General features: G+C 46.1%; 16 protein-coding genes. 12 read left to right on the forward strand and 4 right to left on the reverse strand.

All coding sequences use genetic code 11. The annotated features are described in order from the left end of the window. Window positions 1-33 precede the first annotated feature (33 nt). The 9 genes from rpsB to GO003_RS13580 all read left to right on the forward strand — a co-directional run bounded on the left by rpsB (window position 34) and on the right by GO003_RS13580 (window position 8,308). A complete protein-coding gene (rpsB, locus tag GO003_RS13540; RefSeq protein ID WP_159656124.1) occupies window positions 34-783 on the forward strand; it encodes a 30S ribosomal protein S2 in 750 nt (249 codons plus the stop codon). Between the two features lie 277 nt (window positions 784-1,060). After that, window positions 1,061-1,942: a translation elongation factor Ts gene (gene tsf, locus GO003_RS13545; protein WP_159656126.1), complete on the forward strand. Its 882-nt coding sequence runs from the start codon at window positions 1,061-1,063 to the stop codon at window positions 1,940-1,942. Between the two features lie 62 nt (window positions 1,943-2,004). Beyond that, the gene (pyrH, locus tag GO003_RS13550) at window positions 2,005-2,721 is read left to right on the forward strand and encodes a UMP kinase (RefSeq protein ID WP_159656128.1); all 717 of its coding nucleotides are present in this window, start codon (window positions 2,005-2,007) and stop codon (window positions 2,719-2,721) included. A 14-nt stretch (window positions 2,722-2,735) separates the two neighbouring features. Beyond that, complete coding sequence (frr, locus tag GO003_RS13555; RefSeq protein ID WP_159656130.1) at window positions 2,736-3,293, forward strand: ribosome recycling factor; 558 nt, start codon at window positions 2,736-2,738, stop codon at window positions 3,291-3,293. 12 nt (window positions 3,294-3,305) lie between these two features. Next, window positions 3,306-4,070: an isoprenyl transferase gene (locus GO003_RS13560; RefSeq protein ID WP_159656132.1), complete on the forward strand. Its 765-nt coding sequence runs from the start codon at window positions 3,306-3,308 to the stop codon at window positions 4,068-4,070. 17 nt (window positions 4,071-4,087) lie between these two features. Further along, window positions 4,088-4,957, forward strand: coding sequence for a phosphatidate cytidylyltransferase (locus tag GO003_RS13565; protein WP_159656134.1), 870 nt, complete (start codon window positions 4,088-4,090; stop codon window positions 4,955-4,957). Further along, on the forward strand, window positions 4,957-6,141 hold the full coding sequence (gene ispC / locus GO003_RS13570; protein ID WP_159656136.1) for a 1-deoxy-D-xylulose-5-phosphate reductoisomerase: 1,185 nt from the start codon (window positions 4,957-4,959) through the stop codon (window positions 6,139-6,141). Before GO003_RS13565 ends, ispC begins: the two co-directional genes overlap by 1 nt. Before the next feature lie 8 nt (window positions 6,142-6,149). After that, on the forward strand, window positions 6,150-7,505 hold the full coding sequence (rseP, locus tag GO003_RS13575; RefSeq protein WP_159656138.1) for an RIP metalloprotease RseP: 1,356 nt from the start codon (window positions 6,150-6,152) through the stop codon (window positions 7,503-7,505). 83 nt (window positions 7,506-7,588) lie between these two features. After that, on the forward strand, window positions 7,589-8,308 hold the full coding sequence (locus tag GO003_RS13580; protein ID WP_159656140.1) for a disulfide isomerase DsbC N-terminal domain-containing protein: 720 nt from the start codon (window positions 7,589-7,591) through the stop codon (window positions 8,306-8,308). Window positions 8,309-8,547: 239 nt separating this feature from the next. Here the strand turns inward: GO003_RS13580 and mutS are convergent, their stop codons facing one another. Further along, window positions 8,548-11,073 carry a DNA mismatch repair protein MutS gene (gene mutS, locus GO003_RS13585; RefSeq protein ID WP_159656156.1) on the reverse strand — a complete coding sequence of 842 codons (2,526 nt, stop codon included), beginning with the start codon at window positions 11,071-11,073 and terminating at the stop codon, window positions 8,548-8,550. Between the two features lie 434 nt (window positions 11,074-11,507). Here mutS and GO003_RS13590 point away from each other — a divergent pair, with 434 nt between their 5' ends. Together GO003_RS13590 and GO003_RS13595 are read left to right on the forward strand one after the other, a co-directional pair. Beyond that, window positions 11,508-12,134 (forward strand): LuxR C-terminal-related transcriptional regulator, encoded by a 627-nt coding sequence (locus tag GO003_RS13590; RefSeq protein ID WP_159656142.1) that lies wholly within the window; start codon window positions 11,508-11,510, stop codon window positions 12,132-12,134. A gap of 72 nt (window positions 12,135-12,206) precedes the next feature. Beyond that, window positions 12,207-12,731, forward strand: coding sequence for a PepSY domain-containing protein (locus GO003_RS13595; RefSeq protein ID WP_159656144.1), 525 nt, complete (start codon window positions 12,207-12,209; stop codon window positions 12,729-12,731). Window positions 12,732-12,874: 143 nt separating this feature from the next. Here the strand turns inward: GO003_RS13595 and GO003_RS13600 are convergent, their stop codons facing one another. After that, the gene (locus tag GO003_RS13600; protein ID WP_159656146.1) at window positions 12,875-13,633 is read right to left on the reverse strand and encodes a retropepsin-like aspartic protease family protein; all 759 of its coding nucleotides are present in this window, start codon (window positions 13,631-13,633) and stop codon (window positions 12,875-12,877) included. A gap of 445 nt (window positions 13,634-14,078) precedes the next feature. Next, a complete protein-coding gene (locus GO003_RS13605; RefSeq protein WP_159656148.1) occupies window positions 14,079-14,840 on the reverse strand; it encodes a glycerophosphodiester phosphodiesterase in 762 nt (253 codons plus the stop codon). 557 nt (window positions 14,841-15,397) lie between these two features. Between GO003_RS13605 and GO003_RS13610 the strand changes: the two genes are divergently transcribed. Continuing rightward, window positions 15,398-16,717, forward strand: coding sequence for an L-serine ammonia-lyase (locus GO003_RS13610; RefSeq protein WP_407942124.1), 1,320 nt, complete (start codon window positions 15,398-15,400; stop codon window positions 16,715-16,717). 7 nt (window positions 16,718-16,724) lie between these two features. Here GO003_RS13610 and GO003_RS13615 read toward each other — a convergent pair whose 3' ends face one another. After that, window positions 16,725-18,014 carry a Y-family DNA polymerase gene (locus GO003_RS13615; RefSeq protein ID WP_159656152.1) on the reverse strand — a complete coding sequence of 430 codons (1,290 nt, stop codon included), beginning with the start codon at window positions 18,012-18,014 and terminating at the stop codon, window positions 16,725-16,727. Window position 18,015 lies beyond the last annotated feature (1 nt).

The following is an 18,015-nucleotide window of genomic DNA, read 5'->3' on the forward strand; positions in this document are numbered from 1 at the left end:
CAGGTTTCGATCAATCAATCAGGAGAAAAATCAATGGCAGCAGTGTCAATGCGTCAAATGTTAGAAGCGGGTGTTCATTTTGGACACCAAACTCGTTACTGGAACCCCAAGATGGCTAACTATCTTTTTGGGGCTCGTAACAAGATCCATATCATCAATTTGGAAAAAACGCTTCCTCTGTTTAACGACGCAATGAATTACCTGGGTCAAATGTCTGCAAACAAGGGTACCATTCTGTTTGTAGGAACAAAAAAAGCAGCGCGTAAAGCAGTAGCCGAAGAGGCAAAGCGTTGTGGAATGCCTTATGTTAATCATCGTTGGTTGGGGGGCATGCTCACCAACTTCAAAACGATAAAAAAATCAATCAACCGTCTGAAAGAGCTGGAAGCAATGAAAGCGGATGGTTCGCTCTACCACAAATTCAGCAAAAAGGAAGCTTTGGGTATGGAGCGCGAAATGGAAAAACTGGATCGCAGCTTGGGTGGAATCAAAGACATGAAAGGCATTCCGGATGTGTTGTTCATCATGGATGTCGGCTATGAAAAAAATGCCATCAGTGAAGCCAAAAAACTGGGCATTCCAGTGGTCGGTATTGTCGATTCAAACAATTCACCCGATGACATCGATTATGTCATTCCTGGAAATGATGACTCTATCCGTGCAGTAAAACTGTATTGCCAAAGTGTCGCTGATGCAGTTCTGGAAGCAAAAACAGCAATTTTAGATCTTTCAGCGCAAGCAGATGATTTTGTAGAAGAATCAGAATCCGCTTCAGCTGAATAAAGTTTGATTTAAAGCGAATTGCACACAAAGTTCAAGAAACTTGAAAATTAATAACTTACGCATCCCAGTCAGTTTTTTCATAACTGTTCAAGGCGTTTAACGAGCTATGCAATTGTTTGCGAAACGCTGGCGATGGTCAGAAATACCAGGCTGTTGTGGAAATTATAAAAGTCATGATCTTTAATGTGTAATTCCTGATTTGACGTTTAACACAGCATCATGAACGCCTCCTCATGGGAGGCGTTTTTACAGTTAAGAAATTTGAGGAAGAGTAATAATGAGTATTAGTGCAGGCATGGTTAAAGAACTGCGGGAAAGAACCGGTTCAGGGATGATGGAATGCAAAAAAGCATTGGTTGAAGCAAATGGAGATCTGGAGCTCGCAATCGAAAACATGCGTAAAGCCGGCTTAGCCAAAGCCGATAAAAAATCCGGTCGTATAGCGGCTGAAGGACTGATCGGAGCTAAAATCGCAAGTGACGGCAAAACCGCAGCGATCGTCGATCTTAACTGCGAAACCGATTTTGTTGCCAAGGGTGAAGATTTCATCGGTTTCCTGAACAACATCGCAACTGCATTGTTGACTTCAGACGTTGAAACGCCTGAACAACTTCAGGAAATGAAGCTGGAATCCGGCAAAACAGTGGATGAAGTGCGTCGTGAGTTAATCGCCAAATTAGGTGAAAATATTACCATTAGACGCTTTGAAACTTACAAATTATCTGAGGGCGGTGCTTCATGCTATCTGCATGGAAGCAAAATTGGCGTATTGGTAGAATTGGCCAAAGCCGATGATGCCTTGGGTAAAGACATTGCCATGCACGTTGCTGCCTGCAAACCGGTTTGTGTATCGGATGACCAGGTTTCTCAGGACGAGATCAATAAAGAAAAAGACATTTTCTCGGCGCAAGCACTGGAAAGTGGCAAACCTGCCGAGATTATCGAAAAGATGATCAGTGGCCGGATTAGCAAATTTTTGGCCGAGATTACCCTGTTAGGCCAACCTTTTGTAAAAGACGACAAAACTACGGTAGGCCAGTTGCTGAAATCTAAAGGCAATAGCGTCATTCGTTTTACCCGTTTTGAAGTCGGCGAAGGTATCGAGAAAAAAGAAGAGAATTTTGCTGAAGAAGTAATGGCTCAAGTTAGAGGCGCTTAATTCAATTCAATCCCCGCGTGACTGCGGGGATTTACTTAAATGACTAATCACCCTATGTGACTATGACAAAACTTATCTGCCAAAGAATTTTATTAAAATTAAGCGGTGAAGCATTGATGAGCGAGAAGGGAGGCAGCATCGATGCAGAAATTGTCAAACGATTGGCCACCGAAATAAAGGAGCTATGTGAAGCAGGTATAGAAGTCGGTTTGGTTATTGGCGGCGGTAACATTTTACGAGGCGCCCAAAAAGCATCTGAAGGCTTGGATCGGGTTACCGGTGATCAGATGGGAATGCTGGCCACGGTGATCAATGCCTTGGCTATGCAGGATGCGCTGGAATTTTTAGGTTTACAAGTGCGCGTAATGTCGGCGCTAAAGATTAATCAGGTTTGCGAGGACTATATTCGCCGCAGAGCTGTCAGGCATTTGGAAAAAGGCCGCGTGGTTATTTTTGCTGCCGGAACCGGTAATCCCTTTTTTACGACCGACTCGGCAGCCAGTCTCAGGGCCATTGAAATCAATGCGCAACTGATGATTAAGGCGACCAAAGTAAAAGGCGTTTATTCTGCAGATCCCGAAAAAGTCAAAGATGCCCAATTCTATTCAAGACTGACATACGATGATGCATTGGATCAGCGACTGAATGTAATGGATACGACAGCCTTGGTTTTATGCCGTGACAACAATTTGCCTATGCGGGTTATGAATATATTCGAACAAGGTGCCGTGATGAGGCTGATGCAGGGCGAAGACATTGGTTCTCTAATTGAACGTTGAAAGAGGATTTTAGAATGATAAGTGATATTCAACAGGATGCAGCGAAAAGGATGGGTAAAAGCGTGGAAGCATTGCTCCATGATTTCGCAAAAATAAGAACAGGACGTGCACACCCCAGTTTATTGGATCAGGTCAGTGTTTCTTATTATGGCGTGCCCACGCCATTGTCTCAGGTCGCCAACATAGCGATAGAAGATGCACGGACATTGGCAGTGACTCCCTGGGAACGAAACATGGTGCAAGCGATTGAAAAAGCCATCATGACTTCGGATCTGGGTTTGAATCCTTCAACGAATGGGTCGGTCATTCGTTTACCTTTACCGGCTTTGACTGAAGAGCGCCGTCGCGATTTGGTGAAAGTGGTTAGGCATGAAGCTGAAAATGGACGCGTTGCCATACGCAATATTCGCCGTGATGCAAATTCTTTAATTAAAGAAGCGTTAAAAGATAAAAAGATTTCAGAAGACGACGCCAGAGCGGCAGAAGAGAAAATCCAAAAACTGACCGATCAATACATCAAAGATATTGAGAAACATCTGGAAGTTAAAGAAGCGGATTTATTGTCTATCTAAAAGGATAAATATATGTCTGCTGATGCATCGACATCCCTACCGTCAGAGTCAAATCCTCGCCATATCGCCATTATTATGGATGGTAACGGCCGCTGGGCGCAAAAACGAATGATGCCGCGCGCCATGGGGCACAAAGCCGGTGTCAAGGCGGTCAGGGCCATCGTCGATTATTGTGCCCGGCACAACATTGAGGTGCTGACCTTGTTCGCGTTCAGTAGTGAAAATTGGCGGAGGCCGGTTGAAGAGGTGTCGATGCTGATGAGTTTGTTTATTTCGACATTACAAAAAGAAATTAACAAGCTCGATAAAAATAACGTGCGTGTTCGTTTTATCGGCGATAGAGCGGCATTTTCAGAGCAATTACGGTCAAAGATCACTGAAGGTGAAATTCAAACTCAAAATAATACGGGTTTGACCTTGGTCGTCGCTGCCAATTACGGTGGACGATGGGATTTGTCTCAGGCTTTTCAGAAGATAGCGGGCAAAGTCAGTGAAGGCGAACTGTTAATCCAGAATGTTGACGAACAGTGTATCGATCAGCATTTATCCACAGCAGACCTTCCTGAACCGGATTTGTTTATCAGAACCGGTGGAGAGCAGCGGGTCAGCAATTTTCTTTTGTGGCAACTGGCTTACACCGAACTTTATTTTACGCCTACGCTTTGGCCGGACTTTAATCAGAACGCCTTGGAAGAGGCCATTAAAAGTTTTAAAACGCGTCAACGCCGATTTGGCCATACCGGTGAACAAGTGCTTAATAAAACAATTACCTTATAACAACAATTACTATAAAAATGTTAAAACAACGCATCCTGACGGCTCTCATACTTATACCCTTGGTGGTTCTTGCTGTTTACTTAATGCCGGTGCCTTACTTTGTTTTATTGGTTGGGCTGATCGTACTGCTGGCAGGCTGGGAATGGACTGCACTGGTAGGCATTAATTGCTGGACAGGCCGGATATTGTTTCAAGTCGGCCTGATTTTACCGATGCTGGGCATCTATTTCTGGACCTACATTTTGGAGTTTGCGGCCCAATTAACCAATTTTCCGGAAATAAGAACCCAATCCGGGATTATTGAGTGGTTAGTGGTGCTTCCTGTGCTGTTTTGGCTGTTGGTCATGGTTCTTATCAGAAATACGCCGGAGGCCTTTTTAAATCTTAAGGTAAAACTGTCCTATAAAGGGCTGATCGGCTGGTTTATTCTGCTCTCTGCCTGGATGTTTTTCTATCGTTTGAAAGCATTCTATGGCGCGGATATGGCCATGTACTTTTTAGTTCTGATTTGGCTGGCTGATATAGCGGCTTATTTTACCGGTAAAAAATACGGTGATAGAAAATTAGCCCCTGTAATCAGTCCGGGTAAAACGTTGGCGGGCTTTTACGGCGCATTAGTTAGTGCTGTAGTCAGCGCTATTGTGGTGAGTTTGATTTTTGAGTTTCACCTGATTGTGCTATCTGATTTCATATTGCTGTCAGTTCTGACGGTACTTATTTCTATTTATGGCGACCTGTTCATCAGTGTCGTAAAACGCCAGGGCGGATTTAAAGACAGTGGTTCATTATTGCCTGGACACGGTGGCATTCTGGACAGAATCGACAGCATTATTGCTGCGGCACCCTTTTTCTATGCCGGGATTTACCTGATGGGAGGTCAAATCTGATGAAAGGCATCTGTGTTCTCGGAGCTACTGGATCAATTGGTGTCAGCACATTGGATGTTGCGGCAAGGCATAAGGATTTATACAAAGTCATCGCACTCACTGCTAACAACAATATCGATACGTTGTACGAACAATGTCTGGTGCACACGCCCGAGTATGTTGTGGTCGTCGACGAAAACAATGCCAAATTGTTTGCAGAGCGTATTTCAACTTCAGCTATTGATGGCATCAAGGTTCTGTCAGGTGCCGATGCATTGGAAACCGTTGCAACACTGGATCAGGTTGATTCCGTAATGGCGGCCATTGTCGGGGCTGCGGGTCTTTTACCCAGTCTGGCGGCAGCCAAAGCAGGAAAAACGGTTTTACTGGCCAACAAAGAAGCCCTGGTGATGTCCGGAGACCTGTTCATGCATGCGGTGAGAGATTGCGGCGCGCACCTGCTACCCATTGATAGCGAACATAATGCTATTTTTCAATGTATGCCGGCCCATTATGTTTCAGGCCATTCCGCTAAAAGCGTCCGCCGCATTCTGTTGACGGCATCAGGCGGCCCTTTTAGAACGATGCCTCTGGACAAACTCAAGTACGTTACTCCTGAACAAGCGGTTGCTCATCCAAACTGGGATATGGGCCGGAAAATATCGGTGGATTCGGCGACCATGATGAATAAGGGGCTAGAGTTAATCGAAGCCTGCTTGTTGTTCAACATGAAGCCAGAACAAATACAAGTTGTGATCCATCCCCAAAGCGTCATTCACTCCATGGTCGATTATGTCGATGGGACTGTCCTGGCACAAATGGGTAATCCCGATATGCGGATTCCTATTGCCCATGCCATGGCCTGGCCGGAGCGATTCGATTCAGGCGCGGCGCCTCTTAATATCTTCGATGTCAAACATATGGATTTTGAAGCGCCGGATCTTGATCGCTTTCCGTGCTTGAGATTAGCCATTGAAGCTATCAATGCCGGAGGCGTCATGCCTGCAGTATTGAATGCCGCTAATGAAATTGCGGTAGAGGCATTTTTAAACGAACAGATCCGGTTTACCGATATTCCTGTCGTCATCGAGAAAACCATGCAGTCATTTGAGGTGAGCGAAGGGGATACGCTGGAAAAAGTGCTGTCTATAGACAGTCAGGCCCGGGATGTAGCCAGGCAAAATCTGTTGTCGTTGGCTAACTGAACGCGTTGATGCATACCTTATTCTATTTTATCCTTGCCATCGGTATTCTTGTTTCCTTTCATGAATTCGGCCATTTCTGGGTAGCACGTAAAGCTGGCGTCAAAGTACTGAGGTTTTCAGTCGGGTTCGGTAAAGTGTTGTGGTCTTACAGAAAGACACCCGATTCTACCGAATATGTCATTTCGGCTATCCCTCTGGGTGGTTATGTGAAAATGGTAGACGAAAGAGAGGGGGAAGTTGCAACTTCAGACTTGCCTTTTGCTTTTAACCGTCAATCCATTCTCGCCCGTTCCGCGATTGTTGCCGCAGGTCCGGTGTTTAATTTCATCCTTGCCATAGCGCTGTTTTGGTTTGTGCTGATGATGGGCGAAACCGGGTTACGTCCGATTGTTGGCCAAATAATGCCTGAAACGCTGGCGGCACAAGCCGGTTTTGTTGAGAAAGATGAGATTGTTGCCGTAAGCGGAGAAACGGTAAAAACCTGGAGTGAAGTGATGGAAATGATATTTTCATCAGCCGCCCAACCGGCCTCTGACGGACTCAGTATTGAAGTAAAAAGCGCTGACGACGAGCGCCAGACCAAGGTGTTGCAAATACCCGAGGTATTACAGAAAAATCCTGAACAGCTGTATGAAAAACTGGGATTGGTACCCTGGATGCCGCCCATTAAAGCTGTTTTCGGCAAGGTGCTTGAGGGTAAACCTGCAGAAAAAGCCGGCTTGAAGAGCGGTGATGTCTTACTGATAGCGGATGAAGTTTCAATTGAAAACTGGATGCAATGGGTTGACTATGTCAAGGAACGCCCCGATACGCCGATTGAGCTGACGCTCGAACGTGAAGGCGTTGAGCTCAAATTGACTATTACGCCTGAGAAAGTTGAAGAAAATGGCGTGGCAGTTGGTAAAATTGGCGCCGCTGCATTGATACCCGAAGATCTGATTGCCTCTTTACAGGTCACACATTCATTATCACCCTGGCCTGCAATGCAGACCGCCGTATCGAGAACTACCTTTTTTTCAAAGGTTACATTAAAGATGATGGGGCATATGTTGATCGGCAACGCATCGGTCAAAAATCTGAGCGGACCTATCAGTATTGCCCAGTTTGCCGGTATTTCTGCCGAGAGAGGTTTGGTTGAGTTTTTGTCATTTCTGGCAAAAATCAGTATCAGTTTGGCGGTACTTAATCTCTTGCCTATTCCTGTCCTGGACGGCGGGCACTTACTTTTTTTTGCTATTGAAGCCGTAAAAGGCAGTCCAGTCAGCGAAAAAGTCCAGCTTGTATTTCAACAAGCGGGCATTCTGTTACTCCTGTCCCTCATGGCCTTGGCCATGTTTTTGGACTTGGAACGCTTGTTTCAGTAAATTGCTTTGTAACAGCGCAAAAAGTTATGAACGATAACTTTTTCTAGTAGTCCATTACCGAAATTAACTTACCTGGAAGAGTCATGCAGCAACTTATCAGAACCCTAATGCTAACCGGTGCCGTATTAAGCGCTTCTATGGTGAGCGCCGATGAAAACGCGATCAAAGAGTCATTGAAAAAATCAATGCCTTCAATTAATCCCGAGTCTATCCAGCCTTCTGAAATTAAAGGTTTGTACGAAGTCGTGGTTGGCGCAAATATCTTTTACATGTCAGAAGATGGTAAATATCTGTTACAAGGGCGTTTAGTCGATGTGGCGGCAAGAACCGATTTGACGGAAGTCAAAATGTCTCAAACGCGGAAAAATGCATTGGCAAAATTGGGTGAAGATCAAATGATCGTCTTTAAACCCAAGGAAAGTAAGTACAAGGTCTTTATATTTACCGATATTGACTGCGGCTATTGTCGGAAGCTGCATTCCGAAATTGATCAATACATGGCAGAAGGCATAACCATTCAATATCTTTTCTTTCCCCGTTCAGGCAAAGATACCGATTCTTACAAAAAAGCAGTATCGGTCTGGTGTGCCAGTGACAGAAATGCGGCTTTGACCAAAGCGAAAAAAGGCGAAAACATCGAAGCTAAAGACTGCACACATCCGGTGGATGCTCACATGCAGTTAGGTGTTGAATTTGAAGCACGCGGCACGCCGATGATTGTGACTGAAAACGGCAGTGTGTATCCCGGCTATCTCCCGGCAAAACAACTGGTTGAAGTATTGCGCGAAGAAAAAGGCCAGTAGATCCAAATTATACCTTTCGCACTTCATTTTTGGCAGTGCCTAGGAGGCAACGGGTTGTTCGGCATAGGTCTACAGGGATGGTTTACGGCTTCCTTTGACGGGCACCCCGGTGCCGAATTTCGATCTACGATGGTCATATATGCATAGCATCCGGAAACAGGTTTCAAAAATGGTTTCCGGATAACTGTTAAAAAAAATACCGGTTCATCCAAGCTTGGTTAAGCCGGTTGCAATTTTCCTTAAATCATCCCCTTAAGCCGGTAAAGCAATTCCAATGCTTGACGTGGACTCAGTTGATCAGGATCCAGTTCTGACAGTAAAGAAACGGCCGGGTGATATTCCTTGCCGGTAAATAAGTCGAGTTGCTGGTTGCCTGCTCCGGCTTGTTGTTCCAGATAAGCGGTATTTTCCAGATGATGTAATTTTTGTTTGGCTTTATCGATGACAACAGCCGGGACACCAGCTAGCGAAGCGACCTGTAATCCGTAGCTTTGACTTGCGGGGCCCTCTTTAACCGCATGCAGAAAAATAATCTTATCGCCATGCTCCATTGCTTCAAGGTGTACGTTGTGAATGGTTTTTTGTTCTTCTGCCAAAGCCGTCAGTTCAAAATAATGCGTGGCAAACAGCGTAAACGCTTTAGTGATTTTGGCTAAATAGTCGGCGCAGGCCCAGGCTAACGATAGGCCGTCAAACGTGCTGGTGCCCCGGCCAATCTCATCCATCAGGATCAGGCTTTTATCAGTGGCGTTATGCAAAATATTGGCGGTTTCCGACATCTCCACCATAAAAGTCGAGCGACCGCTGGCCAGATCATCCGATGCGCCGATACGGGTAAATACTTTATCGATGGGGCCGCAGCTAAAGGATTTGGCCGGGACAAAACAGCCGATATGCGCCATCAAAACGATCAATGCGGTTTGCCTCATATAAGTCGATTTACCGCCCATATTGGGGCCGGTAATGACCAGCATTTTGCGTTGACTGCCCAGGTTAAGGTCATTGGCGACAAATGGAACGGCGGAGACTTGTTCGACTACCAAATGGCGGCCGCTGTCTATCTGTATGCCTGTTTTTTGCGTCAGTAAAGGCTTGATGAGATTCAACGTATCGGCGCGTTCAGCAAAATTGACCAGTACATCCAGCTCAGCCAACCCATTTGCGCACTGTTGCAGCGCCAGTAACGATTCAGCGATGATATTCAATAACTGCTCATACAAGGCTTTTTCAAACGACAAGGATTTTTCCTTGGCACTGAGCACTTTATCCTCAAAACTTTTCAATTCGGCGGTGATATAGCGTTCAACGCCTTTCAGCGTCTGTTTTCGCGTGTAGTAGGCAGGGACATTATCCGCTTGAGAACGCGGCACTTCGATGTAGTAACCGTGGACGCGATTGTAGTTGACTTTGAGGGTGTTGATGCCAGTTGCAGCTTTTTCGCGTGCTTCCATATCGAGCAGGTATTGATCCGCATGCTGGCTCAAGTTACGCAGTTCGTCCAGTTCAATATGATAACCGGGGGCAATGACTCCCCCGTCTCTTATCAGTACGGGTGGATTATCAACCACTGCTTTTCGGAGTAAATCCAGTAATTGCGGATGTTCGCCTAACTGGTTTTGCAGTCTTGCTAGTTCGGCGTCTTCTATTTGCGATAGCGCTGAATGCAAATCGGGCAAAACGGTCAGCGTATCACGCAGTACCAGCAAATCTCGGGGCCGCGCCGATTTAAGCGCAATCCTTGAGCTGATGCGTTCGATATCGCCAGTTTGTTTGAGTAGGCGCTGAAGGGTCTGATAACAACGGTCTGTCATCAAGTACTCAATGCTGTTATACCGCGCTTTCAAACGTTCCTGCTGTCTCAAAGGCCGATGAATCCATCGGCGCAGGCAGCGGCTACCCATGGCTGTAACGGTTTTATCCAGCACACCGAACAAGGTATATTGAAGCTGGCCCGACGGGTGATAATCCAGTTCCAGGTTACGGCGGCTGGCCGCGTCCAGAATGATGCTGTCGCTGTTATGTTCAACCTGAATGCCTTGAATATGCGGCAGAGCCGTTTGTTGTGTTTCTTTGACATAAAGCAACAAACAACCGGCGGCGGCGACAGCCACCGGCATGTTCTCGCAGCCAAATCCTTTCAGATCGTGGGTATTGAATTGTTTCAGTACGTGCTGGCGCGCACTGTTAATTTCAAAATGCCAGGGCGCTTTCTTACAGATGCCGCGCCGCTGTTTTAGCGCATCGGGCAGCCGGAAATCTTCTGAAATCAGCAGTTCTGCCGGGTTGAGGCGTTCAATTTCACTTAAAAAGGCATCCTGCGTATCTATTTGCTGCAAGATAAAACGGCCGCTGGTCAAATCAAGGCTGGCAATGCCGAATTTCTGTCCGTCAACATGGGTACCGACTAACAGATTGTCTTTTCGATCTTCCAGCAAAGCTTCATCGGTTACCGTGCCGGGTGTCATAATGCGTATGACTTTCCGGTCAACTGGGCCTTTGGAGGTTGCCGGGTCACCGATTTGTTCGCAGATGGCGACCGATTCGGATTGTTTCAATAATCTGGCAATGTAACCTTCTGCGGCATGATACGGAATGCCGGCCATGGGAATAGGCGTGCCGCCGGAGTGACCGCGGCTGGTGAGCGTGATATCAAGTAATTGTGCTGCTTTTGCCGCATCTTCAAAAAACAGCTCGTAAAAATCGCCCATACGATAAAAAAGCAAGGTATCCGGATGTTCCGCTTTGATGCGCAGATATTGCTGCATCATCGGTGTATGAGACGGCGTCGGTGTGATTGATGGCGTGATTTCTGAATCGATGTTGTCGAGGGTCATGGGCAAGAAAAAGTTGTAAAGCCGGTGTAATATACTTCGCGCGACCAGATTTTCGGTTTTCTGACGCGCTCTTTTGTCCGATAGCGGCGTTGCGAAAACAGTTACATAGCTTCTTGCTATGCGCCTGTTTCCGCGCCTTGCTCTCGAACAAAATAGCCTTGCCATAAAAGCCGCAAACATGACCGCGCGGAGTATAAAAGATGCATAACACGAGTTGAAGGATTAAAGTGACTCCATCCTCAATAAGGGCTTTATTTTAACATGATGGGATTGCCGGTTGGGCGGTCTTTGACAAGACGTAAAATGATAACGAAATCCTGCTCAATTTAGGGTAGGGTCTTTTCTGGCCAGCTAATGATAAAACCATGAGTAGTTCTTGCTTAAATCTGTTATTGCTGTCGTATGGGCATGATCCGTTTGAAGGGTATGACGGTTTACAACGTCATGATTTTGAGATTCAACGCTACCGGCTTACTCCTGACTTTACCTGTGGAGCTGATTTTTCAGCGTTTAATTTGGTGGGGCTTGATGGATTAATGCCCTCCGAATCTATTCTCGAACTTTTGCAGACGCAGCAAAAAACGGAAACGAGTAAATTTATCATTTTCAATTTGCAGGAAAATATTCAAAATGCCGTCAATTATCTTCAGGCCGGTGCACGCGGAATTTTGACAGGCAAACATGAACAGCAAGAAGTGGCTGATATTTTTCAGGCGGTACACCAGGGAGCTATTTATATCGATAACGACGTGGCTCAGAAATTGGCCATGCGGCATATCAAGAAGATTTTGGAACCCTTTGATACGCTAAGTTCCAGGGAATTTGATGTGTTTTGCCTGATTGCCGAGGATTTCCCGATAACCTACATCGCTAATCAACTGACTATTTCTTTAAAAACTGTATTTAATTGTCAAACGGCTATTCGGCGCAAATTAAATGTACAACATAATGAGCAATTCAAGCTTATCGCTAAAAACAATGGACTGATTTAAGTGTCACGGTTAGAATTCCCGAAAATCGGGAATAATTCCTGATACCTCATTCTAAATCGCCTGGAGTCCAAAATGAAAAAACAACTAATCAGTGTTGCCATGTTGCTGAGTTTTAACGCTGCAATGCCTGTCTCGGCGGCAGGTGATCAGGCTCTGGAAGAGTGTCTGGCAGCGGTAAAGAAAGACAAAATCGGAACCGTGTTAAAACTGGAAAAGCTGAATGTGTCCGGTAAACCCTTTTACGAAGTTGAAGTTAAAGACGCTAACGGGTTTGAATGGGAATTTATGTGCGATGCCTCAACCGGCAAAATAACAGAAACTGAAAGTGAGGTTGCTGATCCAAAAAGCCAGGCATTCAATCAAAAAGCTAAAATTACTGAAGAAGATGCTGCAGCGGTAGCTTTAAAAGCTTATCCGGGCAAAATTGAAGAAGTCGAATATGAAATTGAAAAGGATGGGAGCGCCTCATTCGAATTCGACATAGTCAACGATAAGGGCGTGGAAACTAAAGTGGAAGTCGATGCCGCAACTGGAAAAATTATTGAAGTCTCCATTGAAGAATGGGAAATCGGTGAAGAGTCCGATGAAAAAAGATGAGCGGTTTATTAATTAAAGCAATGGTAAGTTCCTGTTAACGGTACTTTTTCTCCTTGAGAGCGCCGGTAACAGAACAGTTAAGATGGGTTGAATAATCGCTTTTTCTTCAGGTTTCAAATTCCAAACGCTGGGCAGTCAAAGGATCAATGATCACTGTAAGTCGTTTTACAATGATTTTGTTCATCACAAATCACTGTTTTTTTCCAAGTCGGTTTGACTTTCTTCTCAACTGCTATGGCTTCTTGAGGTAGAGCCGGTAAGTCAGTATTTTCCGGCAAAGCCGAGGCTAATTCGCTTTCAATTTCAGCAATTTCTTCTGTTCTGTTATAGGCAACCAAGGTCAGCGTATTTCCATTTTGAGTGATATGAAAATACTTCAATGTATTCATGCCAATCAATACCTCGGTCAGATGCTGATTAATATGAGCATCAAGATTGCTTATTTCCGCGTTACCCATTTTCAGGGTATCTATTCGAGTTTGATGATCAAGAACCTGTCCGCCCGCTGTATGAGTAGGAACCAGGCCTCCTAAAGGCAGTCCGGCTATTTTTGCCATGTTGGCAGGAATCGAGGTGGTAGTCGCTCCGGTGTCGATCAAAAAGGGCATGGCGACATTGTTTATCAGCACGGTTCCTCTGAAATGTCCTTGTCGATCCGTCTTCAAAATAAGGCCTCCTGGAATTAAATCAGGAGATTTATGACGTGTTATCACAGAAACCGGTTGAATGGTTTTTACGTTTTTTACTTTGTCCAGAAGACGATCAGCGCCATACCAGAGAATGGCAAGCGTCAAAAAGGGGGATAAGAGGAATTTAAGTGATGAGCTTATTTTTCCGGATGTGTTTGTCGAGTAGACTTTCTTGTCTCTTGATTTGTAATAATCGCGGTCCTGTAATCCCATTAGTACTCCGAAAAATCAATAACCAATTAAATAATTTTCAGTATCTGCTCACCCCTTCAATGTTATTGGGTGCAGGTGGTTGATTGAAAAGTTTTTTGCAACAGATTGTATTTTGTGTCTTTCGCGCTTTTCGTGGGCTATGCAGTGTTTAAGAAAATAGCAGTTGAACTACTTCTCGCAAGTGCCTTGGACGATGACAACAAGTCTAGCTTCAGAAACAATTTTGTTCTGTGAATAGCATTATTTAAAAAACGGTAAGATTATGATCAGATTAATTCAGCTTCAGTGTTTACAAGGGTTTGAGAGGTGTTGAAACAGTTTAAAGACAGGGTTATCCACAGATTTTGTGGATAAATACGGTTTCAATTATTTTCTTGAGAAAGGCAAGGAAAGTATTTTTATCAGCAAGGTTTTGATCAAATAACCATAGATTGCGTCTATGTATTTAGCCCGTACGCATCGCGTGTCTTGATGATCTTAGTTTCAAGGCAAGTTGAGGATCGTCGGTGATCATCATCGCCACGTTGAGATCCAATGCCCTCTGAATTTCCGCCTCGCTGTTGCAGGTATAGGTCACGACCGTTTTGCCAAGTGCCTGTAAGTGTTCGACCAGCGACGAGGTGATGCCGGTAATCGGTAGACAAAAACCGGTTAGAAAAAGCTGTCTACTTAATGCAAGGTCAACATCATGGTCCGTATGAGGGGCTTCCAAAATGTAAAAAAGAGGTGTTTTCCTCGAATATTGATAAGCAATTTCCAGACTTTGCAGATTGAATGACGATACAAAGACATCGTCGGCTTGCGACTCACCGATGATGTCCAGCGTTAGCTGCATTTTTTGCTGTTGCCTACTGACCGACTCTCCTTCCTGGTGTTTGACTTCAAGATTCAGAGTGCAACGCCCCCTGTATTTGCGGATAAAAGCCTCCAGACTGATCAATCCCTCATAATCCGGAGTTTGGGTAAAACGCATTGCCTGAAGTTGCTTGAAATCAAAATCGTCGATGGGCTTGCCGGGCAGGCCGAGTTTATCCAGAAATTGGTCATGGTACAGAACGGGAATGGCGTCCCGGCTTAACTGAACGTCAGTTTCTATCCCGTCGATGGCATGGTTCAGCGCTCGATCAAACGCGGCCACTGTGTTTTCTGGTGCTTGTCGGTTGGCGCCGCGATGGGCGAATATTTTGCAATTAAAAAGCGTGTTCATTAGTAAATACTTGAGCTACCCGATGTTTCCTGACTGAGTTTTAAAAATGCGCCTTCATAATCAGTGTGCCTGTTTAGCGGCTCTCACAGAATCTCGTTTTTTCAATAGACCAGTAAAATGACCGGATTCCGGCCAAATGTCGGCGATGGTCAAAATTAACGCACCATGATAATGCATTCTATAGGATTAGGCCTCTGTGTGAGTGTTCAATTGGGATGCCTGCTCACCTACGCCTGCAATTTAATGCAAGAGAGTACTTACCCTGTGAACTAAAAATGAACATTGGTGATTTTTTCTGATCACTAAACAGAGGGCAAAGGTAAATGCGCGCGACTGAAATTGCTTGCTCTGATCGTCATTACCAGACTGGAATCAGTGGACACACTCTGGCTGGTTTAAATTTTGCTTGATTTATCCAGGTTTCTGAAAAACACAGGCTAAAGAAGTTGGTCTATTGTTTAATTTCAAGTTTTGTTGCATCACACTTAAGGCTAGTCATGGCAATCAGCGTATTTGATATGTTTAAAATCGGAATTGGCCCCTCCAGTTCTCATACGGTGGGGCCAATGCGGGCGGCGTTGCAGTTTGCGCGAAAACTAGAAGAGTCCGGCCTTATCGAGCAGGTTGAGACTATCCATATTGCGCTTTATGGGTCATTGGGAGCGACCGGTAAAGGCCACGGTACCGACAAGGCCGTCATGATGGGGCTGGAAGGAGAGTCCCCGGATTTGATCGATCCATCGATTATTCCCGGCAGACTGGAAGAGATCCGGCATACCTGCCGTCTTAATTTACTCAAGCGCCGGTCAATTACGTTCAACGAAAAAGCACAACTGGTTTTTCATCGAAAACTGCTGCCTTTCCATTCCAACGGTATGCGCTTTACGGCAATCGATGCTGGAGGCAACGAACTTTTGCAAAAGGATTATTATTCGGTTGGCGGCGGATTCGTCGTCACCGGTGAAAATGCCGCCAGTGACCGCTTAGTCGATGATGATACCTGCCTGCCTTATCCGTTTAAATCTGCCGACGCGCTGCTTAAACTGTGTGCCCGGCATAAAAAATCCATCAGTCAGCTGATGTGGGAAAATGAAAAAGCATGGTTGAGTGAGAAAGAAATCAGAAGCCATTTGCTGGCCATCTGGCAGGTCATGCAAGCCTGTGTCGAGCGAGGTATGCATGCCGAAGGTGTTTTGCCCGGAGGCATGAAAGTCAAACGCCGGGCGGCGCACCTCTATCAACAGATGACACATCAGATTCCTCATCAGACGCCGGGAGTTCCTGTCGGAACGCTGGACTGGGTTAACCTTTTTGCCTTGGCGGTCAGCGAAGAAAATGCCGCGGGCGGTCGGGTTGTGACCGCGCCGACCAATGGTGCAGCGGGCATCATTCCCTCTGTGTTGCATTATTACTGGAAATTCTGCGAAGGGGCTAATGAAGAAGGCGTTATCCGGTTTTTATTAACCGCTGCCGCCATCGGTATTTTATATAAGGAAAATGCGTCGATTTCCGGTGCCGAAGTCGGTTGTCAGGGCGAGGTCGGTGTCGCCTGCTCAATGGCTGCCGGCGCGTTGGCCGAAGTATTGGGCGGAACGCCCGAACAGGTTGAAAATGCCGCCGAGATAGGCATGGAACATAATCTGGGTTTGACCTGCGATCCGGTCGGCGGCTTGGTTCAAGTGCCCTGTATCGAGCGCAACGCCATGGGTTCGGTCAAAGCGATTAATGCCGCACGCATTGCTTTACGGGGCGACGGCACGCATTTTGTATCGCTGGACAAAGTGATCAAAACGATGCGCGAGACCGGTGCGGATATGAAGACGAAATACAAGGAAACTTCACGCGGCGGTTTGGCGGTTAATTTGATTGAATGCTAACCGTCACCTAACAGCATTTGACTTTGGCCAACTCGCTCCATTCGGTGGTGTACCGGCTGGATTTGTTGTTGATACTGACTTGCCAGCGCTGCCCTAGGCCCGTCGCAGCAACGGTGATGGCTTTATGAAAGCGTCGGTTGATCTGATCGACAGTATCCATCAGGACGGCAGCATTGTTCGTGTGGTTTTGATCGTCATATAAAAATAAATCGTCCTGCCCAGGCTGGGTTGCAGGACGGATGTCCGACAATTGTACGCCGCATTTTTGATAGCGGTAACCGGTCTTGAAGAGTGATTTCAATAGCTGTTTGGCGGCACGGACAAGGAGCCGGGTGTCTTGTGTCGCTTGCGGCAGAATCATGCTGGCCGAACGCTGGTAATAGGGCTCCTGGGCGTTATGCGGGTTGGTGCGGATAAACACGCTGATTGCTCCTGTTACAGAGTGCTGATTTCTGAGTTTTTCTGCGGCGCGGCTGCAGAATTCGGCCAATGCTTCGGCCAGTTCATCTTCTTCGGTCAGACGTCTTTTAAAACTGCGCGAGCAGACAATTTGCTGTTTGTCCGCAACAACCTCATCCATCATCAAGCAAGCGATACCGTTCAGTTCCATCACCGTGCGTGCCAGGACAATATTAAATTGTGCTTGAATCCGGTCAACCGGTTGGTTAGCCAAATCCCAGGCAGTTAGTATGTTCAGTGTATTCAAGCGTTGGGCCAGACGCGCGCCTATACCCCAGATTTCCTTGACCGGCACCTGACGCATCAGTTTTGCCCTGCGCTCAGCGTCGGCGAGATCGACGACACCTGCGGTTTTCGGCCATTTTTTAGCCGCATAATTGGCAAGTTTCGCCAATGTTTTGGTCGGTCCCATACCGACACAGACCGGGATGCCGGTATTTTGAGCAATGGTGCGCCGGATGTTCTGACCGTATGCGAGAGGATCCTTATCGCAAATGCCTGTCAAATCCAGGAACGATTCATCGATAGAGTAGACTTCCAGCGTTGGCGAGAAGTTTTCCAGCAGCGTCATGACGCGTGCGGACATATCGGCGTACAGCGTGTAATTGGATGAAAACAGCGTGATGTGGTGTTGTTTTATCAAGCGGCTGATCTGATAGACAGGAGTGCCCATTTTTATGCCAAGCGCCTTGACTTCAGGGCTCCTGGCGACAATGCAGCCGTCGTTGTTGCTCAGTACGGCAACCGGTTTGATGGACAAGTCGGGTCTGAATACGCGTTCGCAACTGACATAGAAATTATTGCAATCCACTAAAGCGATACGTGGCTGAGCTGGCATA

It is taken from the genome of Methylicorpusculum oleiharenae, assembly GCF_009828925.2.
Classification (GTDB): Bacteria; Pseudomonadota; Gammaproteobacteria; order Methylococcales; family Methylomonadaceae; genus Methylicorpusculum; species Methylicorpusculum oleiharenae.

Coding starts and splice junctions, on each gene's coding strand:
- ispC (WP_159656136.1), top strand. CDS start 4,957: ATGAAAGGCATCTGTGTTCTCGGAGCTACTGGATCAATTGGTGTCAGC.
- GO003_RS13560 (WP_159656132.1), top strand. CDS start 3,306: ATGTCTGCTGATGCATCGACATCCCTACCGTCAGAGTCAAATCCTCGC.
- mutS (WP_159656156.1), bottom strand. CDS start 11,073: ATGCAGCAATATCTGCGCATCAAAGCGGAACATCCGGATACCTTGCTT.
- GO003_RS13595 (WP_159656144.1), top strand. CDS start 12,207: ATGAAAAAACAACTAATCAGTGTTGCCATGTTGCTGAGTTTTAACGCT.
- rpsB (WP_159656124.1), top strand. CDS start 34: ATGGCAGCAGTGTCAATGCGTCAAATGTTAGAAGCGGGTGTTCATTTT.
- GO003_RS13580 (WP_159656140.1), top strand. CDS start 7,589: ATGCAGCAACTTATCAGAACCCTAATGCTAACCGGTGCCGTATTAAGC.
- GO003_RS13600 (WP_159656146.1), bottom strand. CDS start 13,633: ATGGGATTACAGGACCGCGATTATTACAAATCAAGAGACAAGAAAGTC.
- frr (WP_159656130.1), top strand. CDS start 2,736: ATGATAAGTGATATTCAACAGGATGCAGCGAAAAGGATGGGTAAAAGC.
- GO003_RS13615 (WP_159656152.1), bottom strand. CDS start 18,014: ATGCCAGCTCAGCCACGTATCGCTTTAGTGGATTGCAATAATTTCTAT.
- GO003_RS13590 (WP_159656142.1), top strand. CDS start 11,508: ATGAGTAGTTCTTGCTTAAATCTGTTATTGCTGTCGTATGGGCATGAT.
- GO003_RS13565 (WP_159656134.1), top strand. CDS start 4,088: ATGTTAAAACAACGCATCCTGACGGCTCTCATACTTATACCCTTGGTG.
- rseP (WP_159656138.1), top strand. CDS start 6,150: ATGCATACCTTATTCTATTTTATCCTTGCCATCGGTATTCTTGTTTCC.
- GO003_RS13605 (WP_159656148.1), bottom strand. CDS start 14,840: ATGAACACGCTTTTTAATTGCAAAATATTCGCCCATCGCGGCGCCAAC.
- tsf (WP_159656126.1), top strand. CDS start 1,061: ATGAGTATTAGTGCAGGCATGGTTAAAGAACTGCGGGAAAGAACCGGT.
- pyrH (WP_159656128.1), top strand. CDS start 2,005: ATGACAAAACTTATCTGCCAAAGAATTTTATTAAAATTAAGCGGTGAA.